The sequence below is a fragment of the Staphylococcus epidermidis genome, from assembly GCF_006742205.1.
Classification (GTDB): Bacteria; Bacillota; Bacilli; order Staphylococcales; family Staphylococcaceae; genus Staphylococcus; species Staphylococcus epidermidis.
Genome location: NZ_AP019721.1, coordinates 579,169 through 602,695, shown reverse-complemented (window position 1 = coordinate 602,695; position 23,527 = coordinate 579,169). Strand labels below are relative to the sequence as shown.

General features: G+C 31.2%; 20 protein-coding genes and 1 pseudogene. 7 read left to right on the top strand and 14 right to left on the bottom strand.

Annotated elements, in window-relative coordinates:
- Positions 1 to 186: 186 nt before the first annotated feature.
- Entirely contained in the window at positions 187 to 1,143 is a 957-nt protein-coding gene (locus FNL83_RS02770) for a YdcF family protein (RefSeq protein ID WP_001832886.1), read from the top strand.
- A gap of 280 nt (positions 1,144 to 1,423) precedes the next feature.
- Here the strand turns inward: FNL83_RS02770 and FNL83_RS02765 are convergent, their stop codons facing one another.
- Together FNL83_RS02765 and FNL83_RS02760 are read right to left on the bottom strand one after the other, a co-directional pair.
- Positions 1,424 to 2,092 (bottom strand): ABC transporter ATP-binding protein, encoded by a 669-nt coding sequence (locus tag FNL83_RS02765; RefSeq protein WP_001831526.1) that lies wholly within the window; start codon positions 2,090 to 2,092, stop codon positions 1,424 to 1,426.
- Entirely contained in the window at positions 2,092 to 3,144 is a 1,053-nt protein-coding gene (locus tag FNL83_RS02760; RefSeq protein WP_001831464.1) for an ABC transporter permease, read from the bottom strand. The genes FNL83_RS02765 and FNL83_RS02760 overlap by 1 nt, the downstream gene beginning before the upstream one ends.
- 131 nt (positions 3,145 to 3,275) lie before the next feature.
- Here FNL83_RS02760 and FNL83_RS02755 point away from each other — a divergent pair, with 131 nt between their 5' ends.
- The gene (locus tag FNL83_RS02755; protein ID WP_001831555.1) at positions 3,276 to 3,950 is read left to right on the top strand and encodes a response regulator transcription factor; all 675 of its coding nucleotides are present in this window, start codon (positions 3,276 to 3,278) and stop codon (positions 3,948 to 3,950) included.
- Positions 3,943 to 5,298: a HAMP domain-containing sensor histidine kinase gene (locus tag FNL83_RS02750; protein WP_001832894.1), complete on the top strand. Its 1,356-nt coding sequence runs from the start codon at positions 3,943 to 3,945 to the stop codon at positions 5,296 to 5,298. Before FNL83_RS02755 ends, FNL83_RS02750 begins: the two co-directional genes overlap by 8 nt.
- Positions 5,299 to 5,441: 143 nt before the next feature.
- Here FNL83_RS02750 and mqo read toward each other — a convergent pair whose 3' ends face one another.
- Positions 5,442 to 6,920 carry a malate dehydrogenase (quinone) gene (gene mqo, locus FNL83_RS02745; RefSeq protein WP_001831551.1) on the bottom strand — a complete coding sequence of 493 codons (1,479 nt, stop codon included), beginning with the start codon at positions 6,918 to 6,920 and terminating at the stop codon, positions 5,442 to 5,444.
- Between the two features lie 331 nt (positions 6,921 to 7,251).
- Here mqo and FNL83_RS02740 point away from each other — a divergent pair, with 331 nt between their 5' ends.
- Positions 7,252 to 8,397: a glycosyltransferase family 4 protein gene (locus FNL83_RS02740; protein WP_001831623.1), complete on the top strand. Its 1,146-nt coding sequence runs from the start codon at positions 7,252 to 7,254 to the stop codon at positions 8,395 to 8,397.
- Between the two features lie 204 nt (positions 8,398 to 8,601).
- On the opposite strand, the gene FNL83_RS02735 is transcribed toward FNL83_RS02740, so the two are convergent.
- The gene (locus tag FNL83_RS02735; protein ID WP_001831564.1) at positions 8,602 to 10,203 is read right to left on the bottom strand and encodes an L-lactate permease; all 1,602 of its coding nucleotides are present in this window, start codon (positions 10,201 to 10,203) and stop codon (positions 8,602 to 8,604) included.
- A 349-nt stretch (positions 10,204 to 10,552) separates the two neighbouring features.
- On the opposite strand from FNL83_RS02735, the gene FNL83_RS02730 reads away from it, so the two are divergent.
- On the top strand, positions 10,553 to 12,232 hold the full coding sequence (locus FNL83_RS02730; RefSeq protein WP_001831509.1) for a CDP-glycerol glycerophosphotransferase family protein: 1,680 nt from the start codon (positions 10,553 to 10,555) through the stop codon (positions 12,230 to 12,232).
- A 131-nt stretch (positions 12,233 to 12,363) separates the two neighbouring features.
- Here the strand turns inward: FNL83_RS02730 and FNL83_RS02725 are convergent, their stop codons facing one another.
- From FNL83_RS02725 to FNL83_RS02715, 3 genes are all read right to left on the bottom strand, one after another.
- Positions 12,364 to 13,011 (bottom strand): hypothetical protein, encoded by a 648-nt coding sequence (locus FNL83_RS02725; protein ID WP_002456066.1) that lies wholly within the window; start codon positions 13,009 to 13,011, stop codon positions 12,364 to 12,366.
- Positions 13,012 to 13,139: 128 nt separating this feature from the next.
- On the bottom strand, positions 13,140 to 15,305 hold the full coding sequence (locus FNL83_RS02720) for a bifunctional glycosyltransferase/CDP-glycerol:glycerophosphate glycerophosphotransferase (protein ID WP_001831435.1): 2,166 nt from the start codon (positions 15,303 to 15,305) through the stop codon (positions 13,140 to 13,142).
- A 271-nt stretch (positions 15,306 to 15,576) separates the two neighbouring features.
- Positions 15,577 to 16,116: a GNAT family N-acetyltransferase gene (locus tag FNL83_RS02715; RefSeq protein WP_002438360.1), complete on the bottom strand. Its 540-nt coding sequence runs from the start codon at positions 16,114 to 16,116 to the stop codon at positions 15,577 to 15,579.
- Between the two features lie 240 nt (positions 16,117 to 16,356).
- On the opposite strand from FNL83_RS02715, the gene FNL83_RS02710 reads away from it, so the two are divergent.
- A complete protein-coding gene (locus FNL83_RS02710; protein WP_002438357.1) occupies positions 16,357 to 17,349 on the top strand; it encodes an NADPH:quinone oxidoreductase family protein in 993 nt (330 codons plus the stop codon).
- Positions 17,350 to 17,405: 56 nt separating this feature from the next.
- Here the strand turns inward: FNL83_RS02710 and FNL83_RS02705 are convergent, their stop codons facing one another.
- From FNL83_RS02705 to FNL83_RS12175, 6 genes and pseudogenes are all read right to left on the bottom strand, one after another.
- Positions 17,406 to 17,807: a GNAT family N-acetyltransferase gene (locus tag FNL83_RS02705; RefSeq protein WP_002474432.1), complete on the bottom strand. Its 402-nt coding sequence runs from the start codon at positions 17,805 to 17,807 to the stop codon at positions 17,406 to 17,408.
- A gap of 68 nt (positions 17,808 to 17,875) precedes the next feature.
- Complete coding sequence (locus FNL83_RS02700; protein WP_001831504.1) at positions 17,876 to 18,292, bottom strand: DUF2871 domain-containing protein; 417 nt, start codon at positions 18,290 to 18,292, stop codon at positions 17,876 to 17,878.
- 213 nt (positions 18,293 to 18,505) lie between these two features.
- Positions 18,506 to 18,787 (bottom strand): transporter, encoded by a 282-nt coding sequence (locus tag FNL83_RS12305; RefSeq protein WP_237640909.1) that lies wholly within the window; start codon positions 18,785 to 18,787, stop codon positions 18,506 to 18,508.
- 41 nt (positions 18,788 to 18,828) lie between these two features.
- Positions 18,829 to 19,100: pseudogene (locus FNL83_RS12300) on the bottom strand (DUF1775 domain-containing protein).
- 8 nt (positions 19,101 to 19,108) lie between these two features.
- Positions 19,109 to 19,864 (bottom strand): hypothetical protein, encoded by a 756-nt coding sequence (locus tag FNL83_RS12180; RefSeq protein WP_002494490.1) that lies wholly within the window; start codon positions 19,862 to 19,864, stop codon positions 19,109 to 19,111.
- 89 nt (positions 19,865 to 19,953) lie between these two features.
- Positions 19,954 to 20,340 carry a copper resistance CopC family protein gene (locus tag FNL83_RS12175; protein ID WP_002493319.1) on the bottom strand — a complete coding sequence of 129 codons (387 nt, stop codon included), beginning with the start codon at positions 20,338 to 20,340 and terminating at the stop codon, positions 19,954 to 19,956.
- A gap of 624 nt (positions 20,341 to 20,964) precedes the next feature.
- Here FNL83_RS12175 and FNL83_RS02680 point away from each other — a divergent pair.
- The gene (locus FNL83_RS02680) at positions 20,965 to 21,912 is read left to right on the top strand and encodes a magnesium transporter CorA family protein (protein WP_002438349.1); all 948 of its coding nucleotides are present in this window, start codon (positions 20,965 to 20,967) and stop codon (positions 21,910 to 21,912) included.
- A gap of 89 nt (positions 21,913 to 22,001) precedes the next feature.
- Here FNL83_RS02680 and FNL83_RS02675 read toward each other — a convergent pair whose 3' ends face one another.
- Entirely contained in the window at positions 22,002 to 23,447 is a 1,446-nt protein-coding gene (locus FNL83_RS02675; protein WP_002456063.1) for a sucrose-specific PTS transporter subunit IIBC, read from the bottom strand.
- Between the last annotated feature and the right edge of the window lie 80 nt (positions 23,448 to 23,527).

The following is a 23,527-nucleotide window of genomic DNA, read 5'->3' as shown; positions in this document are numbered from 1 at the left end:
TTTATCTCCTAATTAATCTAAACGATTTATATAAAAAAATTATGTTTAATCCTTTTAAATCATAGCAATAATACCTTAAAATTTAAACCATAAATATGTATTAAAATTACCATATTCATAAACATTGCTAATTATAATTTCATAAGCTAAATTTATAAGTAATATAACTACTGAGGTATCAAAACAATGTTACTTTTTTTATGTTTTCTAATCGAATTATTACTTATTGTTTTATTATATACGAAGCAATCGTTTACTCTTAATTTATTTAGTTTCATCTTATATAACATCATTGGTTTTGTTATGATGACTTATCATATGGTAACTGTATCAATACCATATGATATGTTTATCATTGTAATTGTAGCAATGATACTGTTGTTGATTAAACATCGTTATATTTTCAAGTTGCAAACAGGACGTTTTTTTATTTTACAACTTAGTCATCATTTTTATACTGTGGGGCTATTTGCTGTGAGTTGTTTATATATAAGTACTATTCCCCTAATTATCATTAATAGCTTAGCTTTATGGGCCGCTACCATTGCATTTAGTACAATTTATTCATTTATCGGATACTTATCTTGGTCTACAGCTTTTGAAAATCATCAATATTATAAACACGTAAAGTTAATTATGGTGCTTGGAGCTGGAATTTTCTCTGAAGAAGTGACTACGCTTCTTGCTGCAAGACTTGATAAAGCTTTATCTGTTTATCATTCACAACGGACTAAACCTATCATCATTGTAAGTGGTGGCCAAGGTCCTGACGAACCAATTTCAGAAGCACTTGCGATGAAAAGATACCTTATAGCTCACAACGTTCCGGAAAACCATATATTTATGGAGAATCAATCCACGAATACACGAACCAATTTCTTATACTCTAAATCTATCATTCATTCGATGATGCCTACTTCAAGTCAGATGTTGTGTGTAACAAGTCAATTTCATGTTTTAAGAGCGCTTAAATTTGCTAAAAAAGCTCATCTTTCTTTCGATGGTATTGGAAGTCGTACACCATACCACTTTTTGGCACAATCTATGATTATAGACTTTTTGGGTTTAATGTATCAATATAAAACAATACTTACTATTTATTTCGCTATGTTGTTTTGGCTTGCAATACTACAAACCATATAAATCCCTCTTAGCAAAATTGAATATATTTAAAGAAGCTTGCGACACAAACATGTCGCAAGCTTCTTTAAATTATAGTAAATTAAATGTGATATACAACAATTCCATAGTTGGGGTTCGAGGCCCCAACACAGAGAATTTCAGTACGAAATTCCTCGGACAAAGCAAGTTGGGGTTCGGGGCCCCAACACAGAGAATTTCAGTACGAAATTCCTCGGACAAGGCAAGTTGGGGTTCTAGAGTGAAATATCATTTGTTCTATCTATTCTATCCTACTTCCCTTTTAACTGTTTTTTATTTTACCATCGTACAATTGAACAATACGATCAGCGTATTTGAACAAGCTTTCATCATGAGTAATCATGATACCTATCATTTGGTTAGCTTTTATTTGTTTTCTGATCATTTCAACAACCTCTTGAGCACGACTAGCATCAAGACTTGCTGTGGGTTCATCTGCTAAAACAATTTTCGGATGATTCATAAGTGCTCTCATAATCGCTACACGTTGTTGTTGTCCACCTGAAAGCATATGTGGGTAGCTATTAAGTTGCTCTTCTAATCCAATTTTTGTTAATAATTCTTTAGCTCTTGCTTGAGCTTCTTTGCTAGACATTCCAGTTTCTTTACCTATTAAGGTAAGTTGGTCTAAAACTTTTAAGTATGGAACTAAATGAGAGGCTTGAAAGATAAAACCAATATCATTTAGTCTTAAGTGCGCTTTATTAGTATGTCGTTCAAATAAGGATTTCCCCTCGTATACTACATCACCTGATGTTTGAGATAACAAACCACCTAAAATAGTTAATAAGGTTGTTTTTCCTGATCCTGAAGCACCATTTAAAATGATGAATTCTCCATCTTTCACTTCAAAGTTAATATCTTTTAACACCTCTGTTTTTGAGGTTTTTTCTCCAAAAGTTTTACTTATATCTTTAACAACTAAACCCATTATTGGCCACCTCCAATAGCTTCAATAGGATCAATTTTAATTAACTTAATAAATGATAATGATGTACCGATTAATCCAACTATCATAAATATGACAAGTACAATGATTATATTATGCATATCTATATGGAATGGCATAGATACAGGTAAAATTTGACTGATGAGCAAAATAACTACTTCTGCTATAGCTACACCTATAAATGTAATCATTGAAATTTGTAAAATCAATGATGTCAATAAGTGCTTTGTAGTTATACCAATTGCTTTTAAAATACCGATTTCAGATGTCTTTTGTATCGTCATTACATAAAAGAATGCACTCAATACAATTGCAGTTATAATATATAAACTAATAATCATCATATCCAATGGTGTTTGCTCTGCTTTATAACTTGCGATATTACTTGTTATATTGTCTGTAGTTGCTGTTTGAACGCCTTTGATGTGATTTATTTTATTTTTATCCGATTTAGATAATTGGTTCGTAACATAAAATGTTGCGACATTACTACTTTGTTCTATTTTGGATTGGTCCATCATAACAATGTTACTATGAGAATACATCGTGTTTTTTAATATACCTACAACTTTATAAGTTGTATCGTCACCTTTGACTTTAACTTTATCGTCTAAATAAAGACCTTCTGCAGTTAGTTTTTCATTTATTGCTATCTGATTTCCATTTTTAGGATAATGACCAGATTTCAAATTTGGCTGATGATTTTTCACGCTATTTATAGCCATCACGTTTTCTTCGTTTCCATTGATTTTGAAAGTTTTACCTGCCATTTTAAAAGGTTTTTCATCAATAATTTTTGAAATATTGTCTTGTTTACTTCGTGATAGAATAGATTTTTCTAATTGTGGTTCTTTCATTTTTTGAACAACAAATTGATTACCTTTAATTTGATCAAATATTGATATATTTTCTCGTGCTAGGCCTTGAGCAAGTCCACTGATAAATAAAACCATAATCGCCATTAGAAAAATAATGAACATGATTAATATAAATCTGAACTTATAAAATTTAATCTCTTTCCAAGCTAGATTCATTGATATCCTCTCCCATTTCTTTATATGTTAAGTTTAAGAGGAAAATATGAACTCAATATGAACAAGTGTGATTTTGTTCATAATTTGTTTTAACGTAGTATAATCATTAAAAAGTATAGGAGCGTAAACATATGATTAATTGCTTAATCGTAGACGATGATAAAAAGTTATTGCAATATGTTTCAAGTCATTTAGAAAGAGAAAGTATTCAAACACATACTTTCACAAGTGGAGAAGCATCACTAGATTTTCTTGAAAATAAAAATGTTGATATTGCGATAGTAGATATTATGATGAGTGGAATGGATGGTTTTGAGCTTTGTCAGACTTTGAAAGATGATTATCATATTCCTGTCATAATGTTAACAGCTAGAGATGCATTAAGTGATAAAGAACGTGCATTTCTAAGTGGGACTGACGATTATGTCACTAAACCTTTTGAGGTTAAAGAATTATTATTTAGAATTAAAGCTGTCTTAAGACGATATCAAATTAATGCTGATAACGAGTTACAACTTGGCAACTTAATATTAAATCAGTCTTACATGGAAATTACTGTGGGTTCAAAAACGATGAATCTTCCAAACAAAGAATTTCAGTTGTTATTTTTATTAGCCTCTAATCCTAAACATATTTTCACTCGAGATGATATTATTGAAAAAATTTGGGGCTTCGATTATGAAGGAGATGATCGTACTGTTGATGTTCATATTAAAAGATTACGTCAACGTTTATCTAAATTGAAATCATCAGTATCAATTCAAACTGTAAGAGGTCAAGGATATAGGGTGGACCAAAATGTTTAAAACATTATATTCGAGAATTGCTATATATGCAATTACAGTCATTTTGTTTAGTGCATTAATGAGTTTTCTTTTTACGAATATTTATTATCACTTTCATTTGAAAGCTTCTAATGATGCAAAAATTATGCGCACACTCAAAGAAGCTCGTGAATATGAAAGAACACAAAAACCTAAACCTCTAGATACGTATTTGAAACATTTAGGTCAAATGAATTATCAAATTATGACTGTCAACGAACATGGAACCAAACATTTTTATGGGGAAACTTTTCGTAAAAATACTATAAGTCAGTCTGCAATCAAAAAAGTGCTCAACGGTGAAGATTATCATGGTATTAAAAATAAACCTTATGCATTTTTTGTAACAGGGTTCTTCGATAATGAAACGGATAATACAGTAGGTATTCAATTTAAAACAGATGATGGGGCATTAGCAGTTTTTATGCGCCCAGATATCGGGGAAACTTTTAGCGAATTTAGAATTTTCTTAGCTGTGTTGATAACACTTTTACTTATTATTTCAATTTCACTAGTCATTGCATCAACATATTCTATTATTAAACCAGTGACCGCATTAAAAAATGCAACAACTCGAATTATGAAAGGTGATTTCAGTACGCCTATCAAACAAACACGTCACGATGAAATCGGAACACTGCAATCACGTTTCAATACAATGCGTCAAAATTTAGGACAAGTAGATCAAATGAGACAACATTTTGTCCAAAATGTATCTCATGAAGTTAAAACACCGCTTACACATTTACAACGATTGCTTACACAACTTGAATTGACGCAAAATGAAGAAGAGAAACAACTATGTATCAATGAAATGTTTGAAATCACTAATCAAGTAAGTGAACTAACTAAGGAATTGCTACTTTTATCTGAATTAGATAATGCTTCCCACCTTACTTTTAACGATAATGTTCATTTAAATACTTTAATAAAGGATATTATTAGACATGAACAATTTCGAACTGATGAAAAAGATTTAGTTATGTTTACTGAATTAGAAGATTTGTATTTCCGAGGAAATGAAAGACTATTACATCAAGCTTTCAATAACCTCATCATTAATGCAATGAATTATGCTCCTCAAAATAGCATGATTAATATCACTCTAACTAGTACAAATCACTTGATTATATTTAATATTGAAAATGATGGATCGATTGCAGAAGAAGATGCGAAACATATCTTCGATCGTTTTTATAAACTGAGTGACGAATCTAGTAGTAATGGTCTAGGTCTAGCCATTACCCAATCAATCATTCATCTTCATCATGGTAGCATTACTCTCACTTCAGATGATAAAACACAATTTATTGTAAAACTATTTATTTAGTAAGTATTCTTTAAACTATCAATTGGATTCATAACAAAATATGATGAATTTAAAACATTTCATTAAATAAACTATACACCACATATAAAACCACCATTAAATGATAACTTATTTTTAATCATTTAATGGTGGTTTTTTAAATACTACTTTACATTCAAGTATTTTTTTACTTCTTCGTTTATTGAATGGTACATATCTTCATGCTCTGACAATTTTAAACCAAATGATGGGACCATTTCTTTAATTTTTGGTTCCCATGACTTAAACTCTGATTTGTAACAACGTTGCAAGACATCAAACATGATATCAACAGCAGTCGAAGCACCAGGTGAAGCACCTAATAATGCAGCAAGTGAACCATCTTCTGATGTTATTACTTCCGTACCAAATTGTAATTGACCTTTAGACTTATCTGTATCTTTAATTACTTGAACACGTTGACCTGCAGTAATTACTTCCCAATCTTCATCTTTCGCTTCTGGTAAGAATACACGCAAATCATTGATCCGTTCTTCATTTGAAAGCATTAATTGAGAAACTAAATATTTCGTCAAATTAAATTCTTTTACGCCAGCACTTAACATTGTTATCATATTATTGGGTTTCACAGATTTAACTAAATCTAAATATGAACCGTTTTTTAAGAATTTTGGCGAAAACCCTGCAAAAGGTCCAAATAGTAATGATTTTTCACCATTAACAAATCGTGTATCTAAATGTGGAACTGACATTGGAGGTGCACCAACCTCGGCTTTACCGTAGACTTTTGCATGATGTCTATGTATGACATCTGGATTTTTACATCGTAAAAATAATCCACTTACTGGGAAACCACCAATGTGTTTAGATTCCTTAATCTTTGTTTTTTGTAATAAAGGTAAACTTGCACCACCAGCTCCGATGAAGACGAACTTAGATTCATAATTCATTACATTTGATGTATTTAAATCTTTAACCACAACTTGCCAGTTACCATTATTTAATTTTTTTATATCTAAAACTTCATGTTTATAATTAATGCCAACATTTTTTTGTTGTAAATTAGCTATTAACTTTTTAGTCAAAGCACCAAAGTTAACATCTGTACCTGTCTCGTCATACGTGATGGCAATTGCTTCATCTGATTGGCGTCCTTCCATCATTAAAGGAACCCATGAGTTAATTTTTTCTGGATCTTGAGAAATTTTCATTTTTTCAAATAATACATTTTTCTGTAAACTCGCCACTCGACTTTTTAAAAATTTAACATTTTCTTCCCCTTTAACAAAGCTCATATGTGGCACTGATTGAATAAATTTATCTGGACTTTCAATATGACCTTCACGTATTAAATAAGCCCAAAACTGTTTAGATATTTGAAATTGCTCGTTAATATGAATTGCTTTAGTAATATCTACTGAACCATCTTTACCTTCTTTCGTATAGTTCAATTCACACAATGCTGAATGACCTGTTCCCGCATTATTCCAAACATTTGAACTTTCTTCGCCGGGTTGACTCAATCTTTCGAACAATTGGATATCTTTTTCTGGTGTTAATTCTTTTAGTAAAGTTCCTAATGTTGCGCTCATAATTCCGCCACCTATTAAGATGACATCTGTTTTGCTATGTTGAGTATTCATAACAAACACAGTCCCCCTTTTTTATTAAATAAATGGAACGATTGACACTCATAGATGTCGATGTCTTTAATAAAATTAAAGCGCTTTCTCTATATTGCAAAAAAATCTAAGCGTCTTTCAAGGAAGTGCTCATTTCTTCCTTATCATAACCATTAATTGAACTAATTTAATTATATATATAAATTGTGTTACACAAAAGAATAAAAGTCAACATTATGAGAATAGCTTCATTACACAATTCAAATTACAATTGTTTACATGTTACCCCTTATATACGAACTAATGTTATAATGACTTAAATATCATAGAAAACAATGAGGTGTTTTACGCAATGAAGTCGTTCACATTTTTTATGCATAATATTTATGCAATGGGCGGAACGGTAAAGTCGGTGACACAACTTGCAAATACACTGGCAGAAAAAGGACATCCTGTAACAATTATTTCAGTTTTTAGAGGCGCAGACTCTCCATATTTTGAATTACATTCAGCAATAAAAGTTAAAGTCGTAGTGGACTATCGCTTAAAGCTTAAAAATACTAGAGCTATTACGGCAAATCGTATCAAAAAGTATACCCCCTTTTTAAATACAAAAGTGATTTCTCAATTTGAGCCAGGTAAAAGTCAGTTTTCGAGTTATGTAGAGAAAAAAATGATTAAAGCAATCAGGCATACTAAAACTGATGTACTCGTTGGAACAAGAGCTAGCTTTAATATTCTCATTTCTAAATATGCTAAAGCTGAAATAGTGACCATCGCAATGGAACATATGAATTTTGATGCTCACCCTGATCAGTATCAAAAGGAAATTATTGCTGCGTACCGTAATATCAATAAGATTACAACGTTAACTGTCGCAGACCAGCAAAAATATCAATCACAACTTAAAACTCCTGTATACGTTATACCTAATATGGTTACCGAAAAAAGAATTGCTGCTCCAAAGAAAAATCGTATTATTAGCGCCGGACGTTTAGAATATGAAAAAGGGTATGATTTATTATTAGAGAGTATTCGTTTAATACAAGAAGACTTGCGTCAATTGAATTATGACGTTCACATCTATGGTTCTGGTAGTAAGAAAACATCACTTGTTGACTTTATTAATCAATATCATTTAAATGATTTGATTAAAATATATGAGCCAACGCAAGAATTAAATAATAAACTTGCACAAAGTAAAATCGTTGTTGTACCTTCACGCAATGAAGGTTTCGGAATGATTATTTTAGAGGCAATGGTGCAAGATAATATAGTAATAAGTTTTGAAGGCAATGTAGGGCCAGATTCAATCATTAACAACGGAGATAATGGTTATTTAGTAAACTATGAAAATGTGTCTGAACTTGCAAAACGTATCGATTTAACAACACAACATTATAATGAGTTAGATCACATCATTGAAAATAGTAAAGATACGTTGAAACAATTTAGTCCGGATCATATATATCAATTATTTATGTCTATGTTTAAATAAAAATAGGAGTGAGACTTAGTTCATTTAAAACGAACTGTCTCACTCCTATTTTTCAAATGAGAATTTATATAACAATTACATCATTTTAAAAGATTACCTAAACTCTCGACATCCAAAAGCAAAATATTGAAAGCCCGAAATGAATGACTTTATAGCTTCATTTCGGGCTTTGTATATGAAAAATACATTTCAATAAATTTTGATTTACAGAATGAATGACAAGATAAATGTCCAGATACAGATAAATACAAGTAATCCAATACTATAACGTAATGTCATTTTAAGTAGTTCAGATTCTTTACCTACTTCTTTAACAGCTGCTGTTGCAATGGCAATAGATTGTGGAGAAATAAGTTTCGCCGCAACCCCACCTGCTGTATTTGAAGCTACAAGTAGTGAACCACTTGTACCAATTTGTTGTGCTACAGAAGCTTGAATTGGCGCGAATAAAGAGTTGTTATTAACAACTGAACCAGTCATAAATACGCCGATCCAACCAAGGATTGGTGATAATATTGGGAATACGCTTCCTGCTTTTGAGATGCCTTGTCCCATAGCATTACTTAAACCACCATATGTTGTGATTTTTGAAATTGCTAAGATGAAACAAATTGTTATGATTGGTAACCATAATTCTTTAAATGCTTCAACAAATAAGCGACCAGCATCACCAAAGTTGACTTTTTTAGCCATTAAAACAGTAATAATAATTGTAATTAGAATTGCTGTACCTGTTTGACCAATTAAGTTTAATGATAAAGTAATTGGTTTGTGTGAAATATTACTGAAAGTACCAGGTAAGTCAAAGTTTGCAACTAAAGCAGATAATTTACCTTTTGGTGCAAATAATGCTTTAAATGAAGGTGCACTCCAAATCATAACAATGACAGTTAAGATAATGAATGGACTCCAAGCAAATAAGACTTCTTTACCTTTAAGTTTTTTCGGTGCTTCTGGTTTAACATCTTTTTGAACTCTAAAGATATTCTTAGGTTGGAATTTCTTAGAGAATAAAGCTAATGCTAACATAGAAGCAAGTGATGGAATGATATCAGCTAATTCTGGACCATTAAACACTGTAAGTAATCCTTGTAAAACTGTATAAGTGACAGAAACAACAAGAATTGAAGGTAAAGTTTCTTTAATTCCTTTGAAACCATCTACGATAAAGATAAGTAAGAAAGGAATAAAGAAGTTAATAATTGCTAAAGTTAATGTTGATGTTTGTGAAACTCCCATCGCTTCTACATGACCAGGTAAGTTAAGTGTATCTACAACACCAACCGGAATACCAATTGCACCAAATGCACCAGATGCAGCGTTAGCTACTAAACATAACATAGCTGCTTGTAATGGTCTAAAGCCAAGTTGCGCTAATAAAAGTGCACAAATTGCAATTGGAACACCAAATCCTGCAGCGCCTTCTAAGAATGCATTAAATGAAAAACCAATTAAAAGAAGCTGAATTCTTTGGTCTTGTGAAATACTTGTAATACTGTCTTGAATAGTTGCGAATTGCCCCGATTTCAAAGTAATCTTATATAATAATACTGCCATAATAACAATATATCCGATTGGGAAGATACCTTGGAAGAAACCTTCAACAACTGCTCCAGAGGCAATTCCTACTGGTAATTTAAAGAATGGAATTGCAATTAATAATGTAACCACAAGGGTTGTGATAGCAGCATAAATTCCTTTCATTTTAAATACTGTAAGACACAGTAAAAATAAAATGATAGGGATTGCCGCAATTAAAGATGATAATAGTAAATTACCAAATGGATTAAAAGATTCTACTAACATATTGAACTCTCCTCATTAAATCTTTAGTCATGAAGACTAGGTAGACGCATACTGTCCCCTTATTAATATGTGATAAATACCTATTAAATCAGTACGATCCCCACAAGCATATCGTGACCATTTTCACAAGAAAAATATAACATTTTCTTATATAATTTACAATGGTGTGACATGAATGTAAAGGGGTGTTAACAATTAATAAACCTTAATATTTATAGTAGTTAAGCGCTTTAATTTCTCAGGTTAAAAACATATATATTAATTTTTATGTTATGTTTACATGAATTATATTATGCACCATGATAAAATAAAAGCTAACAAATATCGTTAAGAGATTGAAGGAAGATTTATGATAAAGCAAATAAATATTTCAAATATGGACAAATTAAAAGAGCAAATGGAACGTGCACTTAGCGACGGCTATACGCATGTCATCCCCTATTCAAATGAAATTCAAATTCATCAGTCCATGATTAAAGCTATCACTTTACCTAAGACTTCATTTATAGTTGACTATACAATTAACAATTATTATTTAAACGATTGTAAATACTTCGGGTTGGACTTTGTTGATTTTGAGGACTGGGTTAAAAATATTAATTTATATCCAAATGTTATTTATGAAATTAATTCAACATTAGAACTTATTGATAAATTTGAAGTTGAAAATATCTTTGATTTAGCATTATTAACAATTCTTAAAGGGCATATCGCAGTTGAAGGTCATGTCGTATTAGACTTTAAAGGACCATTAAAAACGAGCAAGGGATTTTGGCGCTCATTTGACCGTAATGATTTAACTTATAGAGATAAATTCTTCTTAAACACCATCGCTTATGCACATAAACAAAGAATCCCATTTACGCGTGTACCATTTAACGATCACGATAGTATTAGATATTATGATTCAGTACTACTTAGTACTAAATTTAAAGCTCCAAGATGGTTAGTGACTCCTATTAAGAATTATTCAGTTAAAAAACACAAAGAGATTAGCTATATTTATAAAAAGGATTCATCAAAACTTAAGAACCACGTCGTTTTTCTAGGATTTGATTTCGGCTATCGAGGAAACTCTAAGTATTTATTTAATTACTTTGTTAAACACAATCCTATGATAGAGTCTTACTTTATAACAGATGAGAGAACAGGACCACATTTTATTTCAACTAACGATGAAAATGTGAAGAATTTGATTGAAACAGCTACTTTTGTCATTACGGAAAGCTATATTCCTGACGACATTCACCCTAATGGTAAAATCATCCAATTATGGCATGGGACACCTATTAAAAAACTATTTTTAGATAGTAAAGAGCCACACCAAAATTTAAATATATATAACTACCGAGCTCGAAAATATAATAAATGGACACAACAAGATTATTTAATTGTAGATTCAGAAGAATCAAAAACATACTTTGAATCAGCGTTTCCTAGTCAAAAAATTGATATATTACCTGTAGGATATCCTAGAAATAATTATTTATTAAATCGTATCAATGATGTAGGTTTACATAAACGTATATTTAGTGAGATAAATATAGATCCTACTAAGCGAGTATTATTATATGCCCCAACATGGAAAACAAATTCATCTGATGATGATATATTTCCTATTAATGAACAGTTATTAAAACATTATAATGTGATCTATAAAGGACACGTCGAGAGTAAAAATGACTTGGTTCCTGAAGGCGTAATAAATCCGCCTAATAATATTGAAACGCAAGACTTAATTATTATTTCAGATGTTGTTTTAACAGACTACTCATCAATTATTTTTGATGCTTTAACCGTAGATAAAAAAGGTTGCTTATACACACCCAATCACTCTCAATATGTCGAAGAACGTGGCGTCTATCAAGACGTAATGGACACCTTAAAACCTATTTGGTATACCGATGCTGAACTATTAATAAATGATTTAATTACTGATAGCATCCCACAATTAAACAATAAATATACAAATAAAAATAATCAGTCATTTGAATATATTAGTAAACTTATTTCAAATCAATTGAAATAAGTGCTTCATCTTATTGATGATTTTCAAAATAAAAGTGAGCAAAGTCATTATGCAATACAGAAATGATTTTGCTCGCTTTTTATTGTTAGCTTAGTATGACTCATTCTTGTTGAATTTCACTATACTTACAATTAAGGTTGGAAGTTAGGATCTACAACAGTAGGTTGACCTTGTCGATTAAGCGTTACAATTGAGTAAGTATTACTTTTTGATGGATCTTTAAAGCTAAACACATATCTAAATCCATCTTCTGTTTGTTCTATTGAATAATCATTATATGATTTATTTTCGCTTCCATACATATTAGCTTCGTTTTTAGCAATGGAAAGTGCAGTTTCAAAATTTGGTAATTGTTGCAAAGCTTGACTGCGGTCGCCCTCAAATGGAGAAAGACATCGAGCAACACGTGTCGCATTTTCACTTTGGTATGGTGCTACATATTTATTCTGGTTATCTTGTACTGATTGCTGTTGTTTATTTTGATTATCCGATGAATTTCCGTTTGAATTTGTTGTTGGTCTTTCGCTTGTTCGTTGTTCTCCATCATTTGGATTTTGATTATTTGTTTGTTCTTTATTAGTGTTATTTTCCTGATTGTCTTGCTTATTATTTGTATCATTACGTTTCGAATCTTTTTTTGAGTCATGTTGAGATGATGATTTATCCTTTTGTTCTGTTTTAGAACTATCATCTTTATGACTTGATTCATCATTTCCACCATTGGAACAACCTACTAACATTAATGATAAAATCGTTGCACTTGCTAATACTTTTTTCATTTGAAACCGCCTCCTACTTTGTCTCTTTATCATGTTGAATTGAATTTCAATTAAAATATTAAAAAGGGCATAATATTAATTGCTCATTAATATTATACCCTATAATTATTAATTAAGTATGAAATTTATCATTGTTCCTTGATATCCTTATGAATTAAATCCCCAATATATTGAGATGCCTTACCATTATCTACAGAGCAAAATCTATCATAAAATGCATCTATTTTTTCTTGATATTGCTGTTGCACTTTATCTAAATTCTTTAGTTCTTTAGCTAGGCCATATGGTTCTGTATAAATAGGTCCTGGTAAATCTTCCATATAATTCATATAGAATCCTCGTAATCCCTTATCATATTTGTCTATATCATATGCAAAGAAAAATTGAGGGCGTTTTAAAATACCATAATCAAACATTACTGATGAATAGTCTGTAATTAAACAATCACTTATTAAAAATAATTCAGAGACGTCATTATAGTTTGAAACATCAATTGCAAAATTTTCATAACCAGATAAATCAAGTGCGTTAGAAATGAGATAATGCATGCGTAATAAAATCACATAATCATCTCCGAGTTCTTTATAAAGGTTGTCTAAATCAATTTTTAATTCAAACAAATATTTTCCTTTACTCACAAATTCATCGTCTCTCCATGTCGGAGCATACATAATAACCTTTTTATCACTAGGTAAATTTAAGTGAGTTCTAATTTCATCTAAATACTCTTGATCATTGGCTCTATTAACTAATACATCATTTCTTGGATAACCTATCTCTAATATTCTTTCTTCATCCATCCAAAAAGCACTTCTAAATATTTCAGTTGAATATCTATTTGGCGAAATTAAATAATCCCAACGTGATGTTTCACGATTAAAATTACGCTTATACTTTGGTGTCGTAGTACCCGGCATACGTACCACTTTCATATCATTCGCTAAACGTTTTAATGGTGTACCGTGCCAAGTTTGAATGTACGTTTGATTTTCTTTTTTATTTAAATAAAGTGGTGTACGCGCATTTGATACCCAATGACTTGCTTCCGAGTATGCTTGATAATACTCTGCTGAATTACGCTTAACCTTTTCAGCACTACCCGGTACGACATTTTTATCGGGATTCTTAAATGACCATATATAGCGATAATTAGGATAATACTTTTGCATATATTCATAAATATACTTTGGACTATCACTGTAATTCTTACCACCGAACGATTCAAAGACAATCGTTTTCGGTTTAACATTATCTTCTTTATCTGTTAAATCATACAATGAACGTTCTTTATTTTTTCTTCTTAGAACAATATTTTTAACATGTCGCAACGTTTTTCTAAATTGATTAACTTTAAAAGCTTTATCAGTTTCATTATTCATTAACAAAATTGTTTCAATTTTATTTATTAGCTTTTGGTTTTTAACTAAATGTACATGTAAAAATTTCGATAATTCAACAAGCGTATCCTTATGTGTTTGATAGCGTTCATTAATATCATATCGAGTTGGTTCAAATTCATTAGCAATTTTATTTCCCATTTTAGTGACAATAAATTCTCTAACTTTTGGATTTGTTGCTCGTTTAATGGCATCATAAAAGCTGTTGACGTAATCTTTAAATAAAATATCAAAATTTTGTTCACTTAATGTAAGTGTTTCAAATGGATCATAGACTTCCCCACGGAAATAAAATGGGAAGTTAAAAATACGTACAAACTTATTTACATACTTCATATATTCAAGAACAAATGACCAATCCACATATGTATTTAAATTTTCATTAAATCGAATATGATGCGCCCTGACAATAGCTGTTCTAAAAATAATGTTACAAGCTGACTGTTTTCTTAAAAATGAATTAATATTCTCTTTGGCATTAAAGTATTCAACCCTTACTCGATCTAAATCAACAAATTGCGGACGTTGTGTAGTAAAAGAATGTATTGGAGCAATTAAACCATCAGTATTATTAAACTTTTCTAAGTAAAACGTGATTGCATAAGAAGCTAATTCATCATCTGCATCTAAAAACATAAAGTAAGGTGTTTCTACTTCTTCTAATGCAATATTACGCGCATGTGCATGACCACTATTTTCATCTAAATCGATAAATCGAATGTTTTTATCATAGTCTTTAATAGCTTCATCCATTAATTTTTTACTTTGGTCTGTCGACCCATCATTCACAATAATCAAATTAAAATCTTGTGTACGTTGTTGCTTAATACTCTCTAAGCAACCTGTGATGTATTCCTCCGCATTATAATACGTGACAATAATTGTCAGTTTATTCATACTATACGTCCTTTCTCTTTATATTAAATCGACAACATCTTATAAAATTTAGGTTGTATGTTTGAATGTCACTATAATAACTATCATTACCTATTAAAAATATAAACCTAATCTGTATATATTGATTGCATTTTTAATTTCGATGACTTCACTTTGAATACAATTACATAGATATTGTACTAAAATTCAACGCTACAATTATATCTAATATTAATGCTAAATGCGAACAATATTAAACATAACCCTAGCTCATTTATATTTTATGATTGAACTATAAACTTTGTTTATAGTTTGTTGTAAGATCCAACTCCATAATCAAATCATTATCTACTACACTTCCAGTATAAAATTGATGCGACCCTGTAACTCTAAATCCTCTGTTTTTATAAAAGCTAAGCGCTTTAGGATTATGCTCCCAAACACCAAGCCATATTTTCGATTTCCCAAATTTGATAGCTTGATCAATAGCTAGATTGATAAATAATTGTCCTCTTCCACTCCCTTGAAATGCTTCATCAAAGTAAATGCGTTGTATTTCCAAATATGCATGACCTTTGTTTTCAGTCTGAGCATCATTAATGTTCAATTTCAAGAAACCTACTATATTTTGATCAACTTCATAAAAATAATGAAAAGAATTACTTTGTTCCAATTCTTTTCTCAACACATCTATATCATATGCATCACTAAAAAATTGCTTGAAGTCCTCATCACTATAAGATTCTCTAAACGTTGTAAAAAATGTTCTTTTAGCAATTAGTTGTAGTTGCTCTACCTCAGTTATTTGAACACTTCTTATCCTTTCCCCCATTTAAATCCCCCTCTAAAACCTTAAAAAGTTAATTTTGTGAATTAGATGTGTACATTGACATTTTTGCTATTAATAAGTTTTAAATTTTCAAATTAAATTATACAATGAATGATATAAAGTTTGTTAGAAAAGCAGTTTCCTTATATTAAAAATAAAAACAGGGTAATATCAAGCGAATCATTAAATAATATCTTTAAAATTTAATATTGATTCAATTCATCATTAGAGGAGTGTAGAAATATGGTAGAAAAATTCAAAGCTTTTGTAGTCGATCAAGATGACAACGGTATTGTTTCAAATAGTTATAAAGAACTAACTAAAGATGACTTACCTGAGGGTGACGTTTTAATAAAAGTACATTATTCTGGCATAAATTATAAAGACGCACTAGCCACTCAGGACCATAACAAAATAGTAAAACAATATCCGATGGTCCCTGGTATAGATTTAGCAGGTACCATTGAGGAAACAAATGCTCCAGGCTTTGAGGTTGGAGATAAAGTCATCGTAACAAGCTATGATTTAGGTGTAAGTCATTACGGAGGCTTCAGTGAATACGCACGTGTTAAATCAGAATGGGTGATTGAATTACCTGAAGATTTAACATTGGAAGAAGCTATGATTTACGGTACTGCTGGCTATACAGCAGGTTTAGCTATAGAACAACTTGAAAAATCAGGTATGTCTATTGAAGGTAAAGAAGTGCTTGTACGAGGTGCCACTGGAGGCGTCGGAACGATTTCATTACTCATGTTAAATAACTTAGGGTATGATGTTATTGCAAGTACGGGTAGAGATGACGCCGAAGAAAAACTTAAAAAGCTTGGTGCTAAAGAAGTAATTGGCCGTTTACCAGAAGATAATAGTAAACCATTAGAGAAGAGAACATGGCAGGCAGCCATTGATCCAGTTGGTGGTGAAAACTTACCGTACATCGTCAAACGATTGGATAACAACGGAAGTGTTGCATTAATTGGCATGACTGGTGGTAACAATTTTGAAACAACCGTCTTTCCTTTCATTTTAAGAGGAGCAAGTATAATTGGTATCGATTCAGTATTTACTCCAATTAAACTAAGAAAACGTGTTTGGAGAAGACTTGCAAAAGACTTAAAACCACAACAATTACATGACATCAAACATGTTATTTCATTCGATGAAATCCCAAAAGCCATCGATCAAGTCATCAATCATAATAATACTGGACGTATTGTCATTGATTTCAATGTTTAAATAACTAAAAAACGTCATTGGATGCAAAAGCAAATGCATTTTATGACGTTTTTACTTTAATATTTGATATACATACCTTTTGAATAAGGCTCAGTACTTTTAAACCCAAACTTCTCGTATAATTGATCTGCCGGATAATCTGCTATCAAGCTCACATATGTACCTTCTTCAGCAACACTCTCAATATACTTCATTATTTCATGCATAATTGTCATTCCATGACCCAAACCTTGATATATATCTTTCACAGCAATATCGACGATTTGGAAAACTGTACCACCATCCCCAATCACTCGCCCCATACCAATCAACATATCATTCTCATAAAGGGTCACATTAAAACATGCATGAGGAAGCCCCTTTATTGCCGCTTCAATCGATTTACTACTCATTCCAGCATTAGCTCTTAAATTACAGTAATCTTCGGGACTGGGTGCTTCAAAGTGAATCTTAGTCATTATCTATCACCTGTCTAGTTATTGAAAATCTAAATCCACTCTACCAAACATTTTTTAGTATTTCGACTTTATTTTTTGGGTTCTGTAAGAATAGCCTGTCTTAATAAGAAAAACAGTAACAGTAAACCTGCAAGCATACCTGTATGACCTATGCCTGCAAATCCCGCAAACATTTCGGGTGAAAATTTTTTACCAATAACTTGGAATGTACCTTTAACTGTCATCATTGAAATCGTGATTAACACACCTAAATGATACACGAAAAAGAACCAATTAAATAAGTAATAACTACTTAATTTAAATACTTTTTCAAGTGGTAATAAGAGTAAAAACATAAACATGCCTAAGATAAGTGTATGTGTATGCACTAAAGACAATTGCGTGTCACCCACAAAGTCATGCGCTTTAGTTAATTCTCTGTAGTAAAAGCCACTTAATAAACCTATGACCATATAAAATAAAAAAGAGTATAATAATCTACGCATAAAAAATCCTCCTTAAGATTATATTATAAAACATATTCATTTTTATTAAAGTGACAAAATCACGACTATAAAATAAAACGCTAGCCAGAAATTTAGGTAAATTCTTAGCCTCACTCTTATTTGTTTTTGTAAATTAATAGAAATGTATATTGAATTATTATCTAAAGACGTAGAACCTTTACATCAGAAAATACTATTCATATTCAAAACGATTCAATTAAATTTTTTTGGATGCGCTTGTTTAAAAAGAGCAATCAACGAAATCACAATTGCCACGATAGCAACTATCCATAAAGCGATTGAATCACCTTGACTCGAGTCAGAATGAGTGTCATTTGGATTTGCACCTTTTTTTACAGTTGTAGTTGGTGCAGGGTGCGCACTATCTTCCTTCCCAGTCCACTTAACAACATCTCCATTATCATAAGTTTGAGTAGTGTTCCATTTGAATGTGCCTTCCTTTTTAGGATTAGCCACTACAATAGGAAATTCAATAAACTCATGGGGACCAATACCTTTATCTGTAGCAGTCCATGTTATTTTAGTAATGTTCCCTTTTTATCTTTAAAAAATGATGTTTAAAACCTTCAATAGTTTTAACACTCTCAACGTTTAATCCCTTTGGCACATCTAATTCTACTTTCATTGTATGATCATTTTGCTCAACAGGCACCCTTACATCATACTTATCATATGATTCAGGTTCACTTTCATTAGGATTAAGTGTGACATGTGCATCAGCATACTAAAAAAATCCGATCTCCCAAAATACTATAAAAGTTAACAACAGTAATTTGCGTAACGTCATTTCCCTCCTCAACTAGGTATATTTATTTGACTCATCATGATACCTGCAAAAATTAATATCATACCAATTAACAATTCAGTCATCAGTGCAAAACGATGGACCTGTTGTCGTTGTCTCAAAGCACGCATCGTTTGATAGAAACCTAATAGCATCATAGCAATAATTCCTGCGATTTTTATGACAAGATAAATAGACCAAGCGCTCACATTATTCCAAAGTGTTAAAGTATTCGTTTCATCAATAGCCATTAAAATCCCTGTAAAAACGAGCATAATCACAGCAATGATATTAACTTTTAAAAGCATACGTCTTACACTCGTCAACTGATTAATTTTCACTTTAATAGCATAACAAATGAGATAAACGAGTGAACCTAACCATAACGTTAGCCCTATAAGATGAATTGTTCTTATGATAATTGACCATAATGGCACTTGTTGTGACCACACGTGTCCAGACATACTTATCACAGCAATCATAACTATTGAAATGAGCCAGTACCATATTTTTTCCATATCTTTTAAAATGAAAAGTATAAACAAAATGATTAGTGAAATAGAGCTTAATATATACGGAAATTGCATTATCACTTCTAATTTAAATGATAGAATATCTTCTAATATATCAGATGTGAGTGTCATCATATAAACCACAAGACTCACGAGTAATGACATAGCCATAATCCATGCAATTCCTGATTGCTTGGGTAACACATTAAATTGTCTTAATCCTCGTTTCCTAGCAATACCATTTAACCAAAACAAGCCAATAAGTAGAAAGTTTGCACCTTCAGTAACATATCTTAATAATCCAAACCAAAATTTAGACTTTTCATAAAAAGGTGAAGATGTATCTACATCTTTAGCCTCACTTTTCCAACTGAAAATTCAAACGTATCTCCGACTTCATGTCCATCCGCAGATACCGTATGCCATTCAATAGTATTCGTGCCATTAACAATTTGCTCAGATGAAAATACAACTGTCTGAGACCATCCAGTTGTTATTGGTTTAAGGTCTTTAATCTTTTTACCTTTATCATCAAATAAGGTCACACTCGAGTATTTGGTGTTCACAGGTTCATTAAACTCTAACTTGATTGCTTCTGGTTTGTCTTTAATAACCCCTTGCTGTTGTGGTGTTGATTTTTCTAAAGTCGCATGTGCAGAAGCTTGATATTGAAAAATAGGCAATAAAGTTATTAAAAACATAATAACTAACGTAGCACTATGTTTAGACATTATTTTTAAAACCAACACCCCTCCTTTCATATAAAAATTTTGCTCCGTTTTTCATATTAGACATTATCACTCATCTTAACAATAACTATTCTAATTTTTTCGAATTAGACACAAATATAAAAATAGAAATTTTATCTAGTAAATTAAATACAAGTATATATAAATCATAAAGTTAATAAATCAATTAAGTATGTAGCAAAATGGCAATTTGTAATATAAAATAAAGTTTATTCATTTTAGAATCACCTTACTAAGTGATCAACAAAATTTCGAAGATTGAATAAGTTGTATAAAGTTTATTATAATTAACCATACTATTAAATCATAAGTAATCTGCATATGCCTTAAAGATAAATTATATATTTAATGATTAATGTACAATCTAAAGTTATTAGTAGCTGGATTGATAATATAGCAAAATTCATCTACTTTTTCTTATACCTAACTATACAATAGGAATGTGATTCAACTTTATATATCATATTTAGGCCAAGAGAGTATGATATTTAAAAATTATGTCCGAAGTTTAAGAAGCTTGATGCCACAAATTTAGAAGTTTAAAATTTATTTAATTAACTTTAGTATCATCCTTATTCTAGTGGACGCTGAAAGGAACTATTAATTATGATTACAGCTTATAAACACGCACTTCATCATCCTTCACAAATTATTGAAACTGAAATCAATCATAGTGCTTCATGGATAAATGTAGTAGAACCAGATAGAGAAGAAATTGAAGGTTTGATGGAATTTTACAATATACCTGAGGATTTTATTCGAGATCCGTTAGACTCTGAAGAGAGTGCACGTATTGAATATGACGAAGATACGGGATACTCGCTAATTATTATTGACTTACCTATCGTCAATTCTACCAATCGGCGTGTCTTGTCGTTTGTGACCATCCCATTAGGCATTATTATTGGAAATGGTATCGTTATGACTGTTTGCGATGCTGAAAATGAATTTTTAGAAAACTTTGCTAAACAAGAAGATATTAACTTGAAATTTCACAGTCGATTTGCACTTGAAATACTAACAACAATAGCAAATCACTACAATAGAAATTTAAGATTGCTTAATAAATCTAGGATTCGTATTGAAAGAGAACTCAAAAATAACATTACTAACAAGCAGCTTTTTAAACTAATGGAAGTAGAAAAAAGTTTAGTATACTTCTTAGCTGCACTAAAAGGTAACGACACAATTATTAAAAAACTCTTTCGTCTTCCTGCAATCAAACGTTTTGAAGAGGATGAAGAGCTACTTGAAGACTTGGTGATAGAAAACAACCAAGCTATTGAAACGACTGAATTACATCAACGAATACTTGAGAGTATCACTTCTTCGTATGCTTCATTATTATCTAATGATATGAATAACATCATGAAAACATTAACGTTGTTTACGGTTCTTTTGACCCTTCCTACACTCGTCTTTAGTTTCTTTGGTATGAATGTACCCTTACCAATTGATGATCATAGTTACGTGTCTTGGATTATTGTTGTGGGAATTTCACTTATTCTAGTAGCTATCGTTAGTATCTTTTTATGGAAAAAACAAAAATTATAACAACAAATACCCTTAGTTATAGATTAGCACTCAATCTAACTAAGGGTATTATTATATGTTTAAAATTGTGTCAAAATTTTAAGTCTCTACTATGATTCAACAGCTGTCTTATTTGTTTTTCTTCGAGAAAGTACTAAAGTGACGACAACTGAAACAACAAATGCAATTAGCATTCCTATTAAGTAATGTAACCAACCAGCGTGTGTAGGATTTATAGATATAAATCCAGGTAATCCAGCTGTACCAAGCGCTATCGCTTTTACTTTGAAGAATGAAATATAAGCCGCACCTATACCTGATCCTGCAACAGCACCTATAAATGGATATCTCAATTTAAGATTGACACCAAACATTGCTGGTTCTGTAATTCCTAGTAAAGCTGAAATACCCGCCGCGGAAGCAACACCTTTTAATTTTTTATTTTGCTTAATGATAAAGAATGCAGCTAAAGCTGCACCACCTTGTGCAATATTTGACATCGTTGCGATTGGGAAGATAAATGAACCACCTGTTTTAGTCGCATCAGCAATTAATGTCGTTTCAACTGCAATAAAGCTATGGTGCATTCCTGTAATGACGATTGGCGCATATAATAAACCAAATATAAGTCCACCAATAGCTCCACCAAATTCATATAACCAAGTCAATCCATCAGATAACCAATAACCTAATTGACGAGTGACAGGCCCTACAAATAAAAATGTTATAAATGCTGTAATAAAAATTGATAATAATGGCGTCAATAAATTATCTAACACAGTTGGAATAACTTTACGTAACCATTTTTCAATCGTAGCTAAAATATATGTTGCTACGAGCATAGGTAATACTTGTCCCTGATAACCTACTTCATTAATATGTAGCCCAAAGACATCCCAGTGTGGAATAGCTTTTCCTTCTTCTAAAGCTTTTGGAAAATCATATGCACTCATCAATCCAGGATGAACAAGTATCATACCTAGAGCTGCACCTAAATAAGGATTACCACCAAATCGCTTAGCTGCACTAAAACCAATAAGTATTGGTAATAATGTAAAAGGTGCATTTGCAAATATATTAATCATATCAGCCAAGCCAGAAAATTGACTATGTACATCTATGATAGATTTACCATCATAAAACAAATCTTTAGCTGTGAAAATATTATTTAATCCCATTAACAAACCACCAGCTACAATAGCCGGAATAATAGGAACAAAGATATCAGATAACATTTTCACAAATTTTTGGAATGGATTCATATGCTTAGATGATTTATCTTTAACTTCTGAAGTCGTAGATGCTTCTTTTCCAGTTATTTTTTCTAATTCATTAAATACTTTATTTACTGTCCCTGAACCTATAATAATTTGGTATTGACCACCTGTAGAGAATGTTCCTTTGACGACGTCCATATTAGACAAGGTATCTTCGTCTACTTTACTCTCATCGTTCAATACTAAACGTAATCGAGTTGCACAATGTGCCATTGCATCTAAATTTTCTTCACCGCCAATTGCTTTAAGTATTTCTTCAGCAGATTTTTTATAACTCATATTCATCCTCCTTTTAGAACCGATTCCAATTACTTAATTATATTGTAACCGGTTCCAATCATTTACACAATACTCCTATT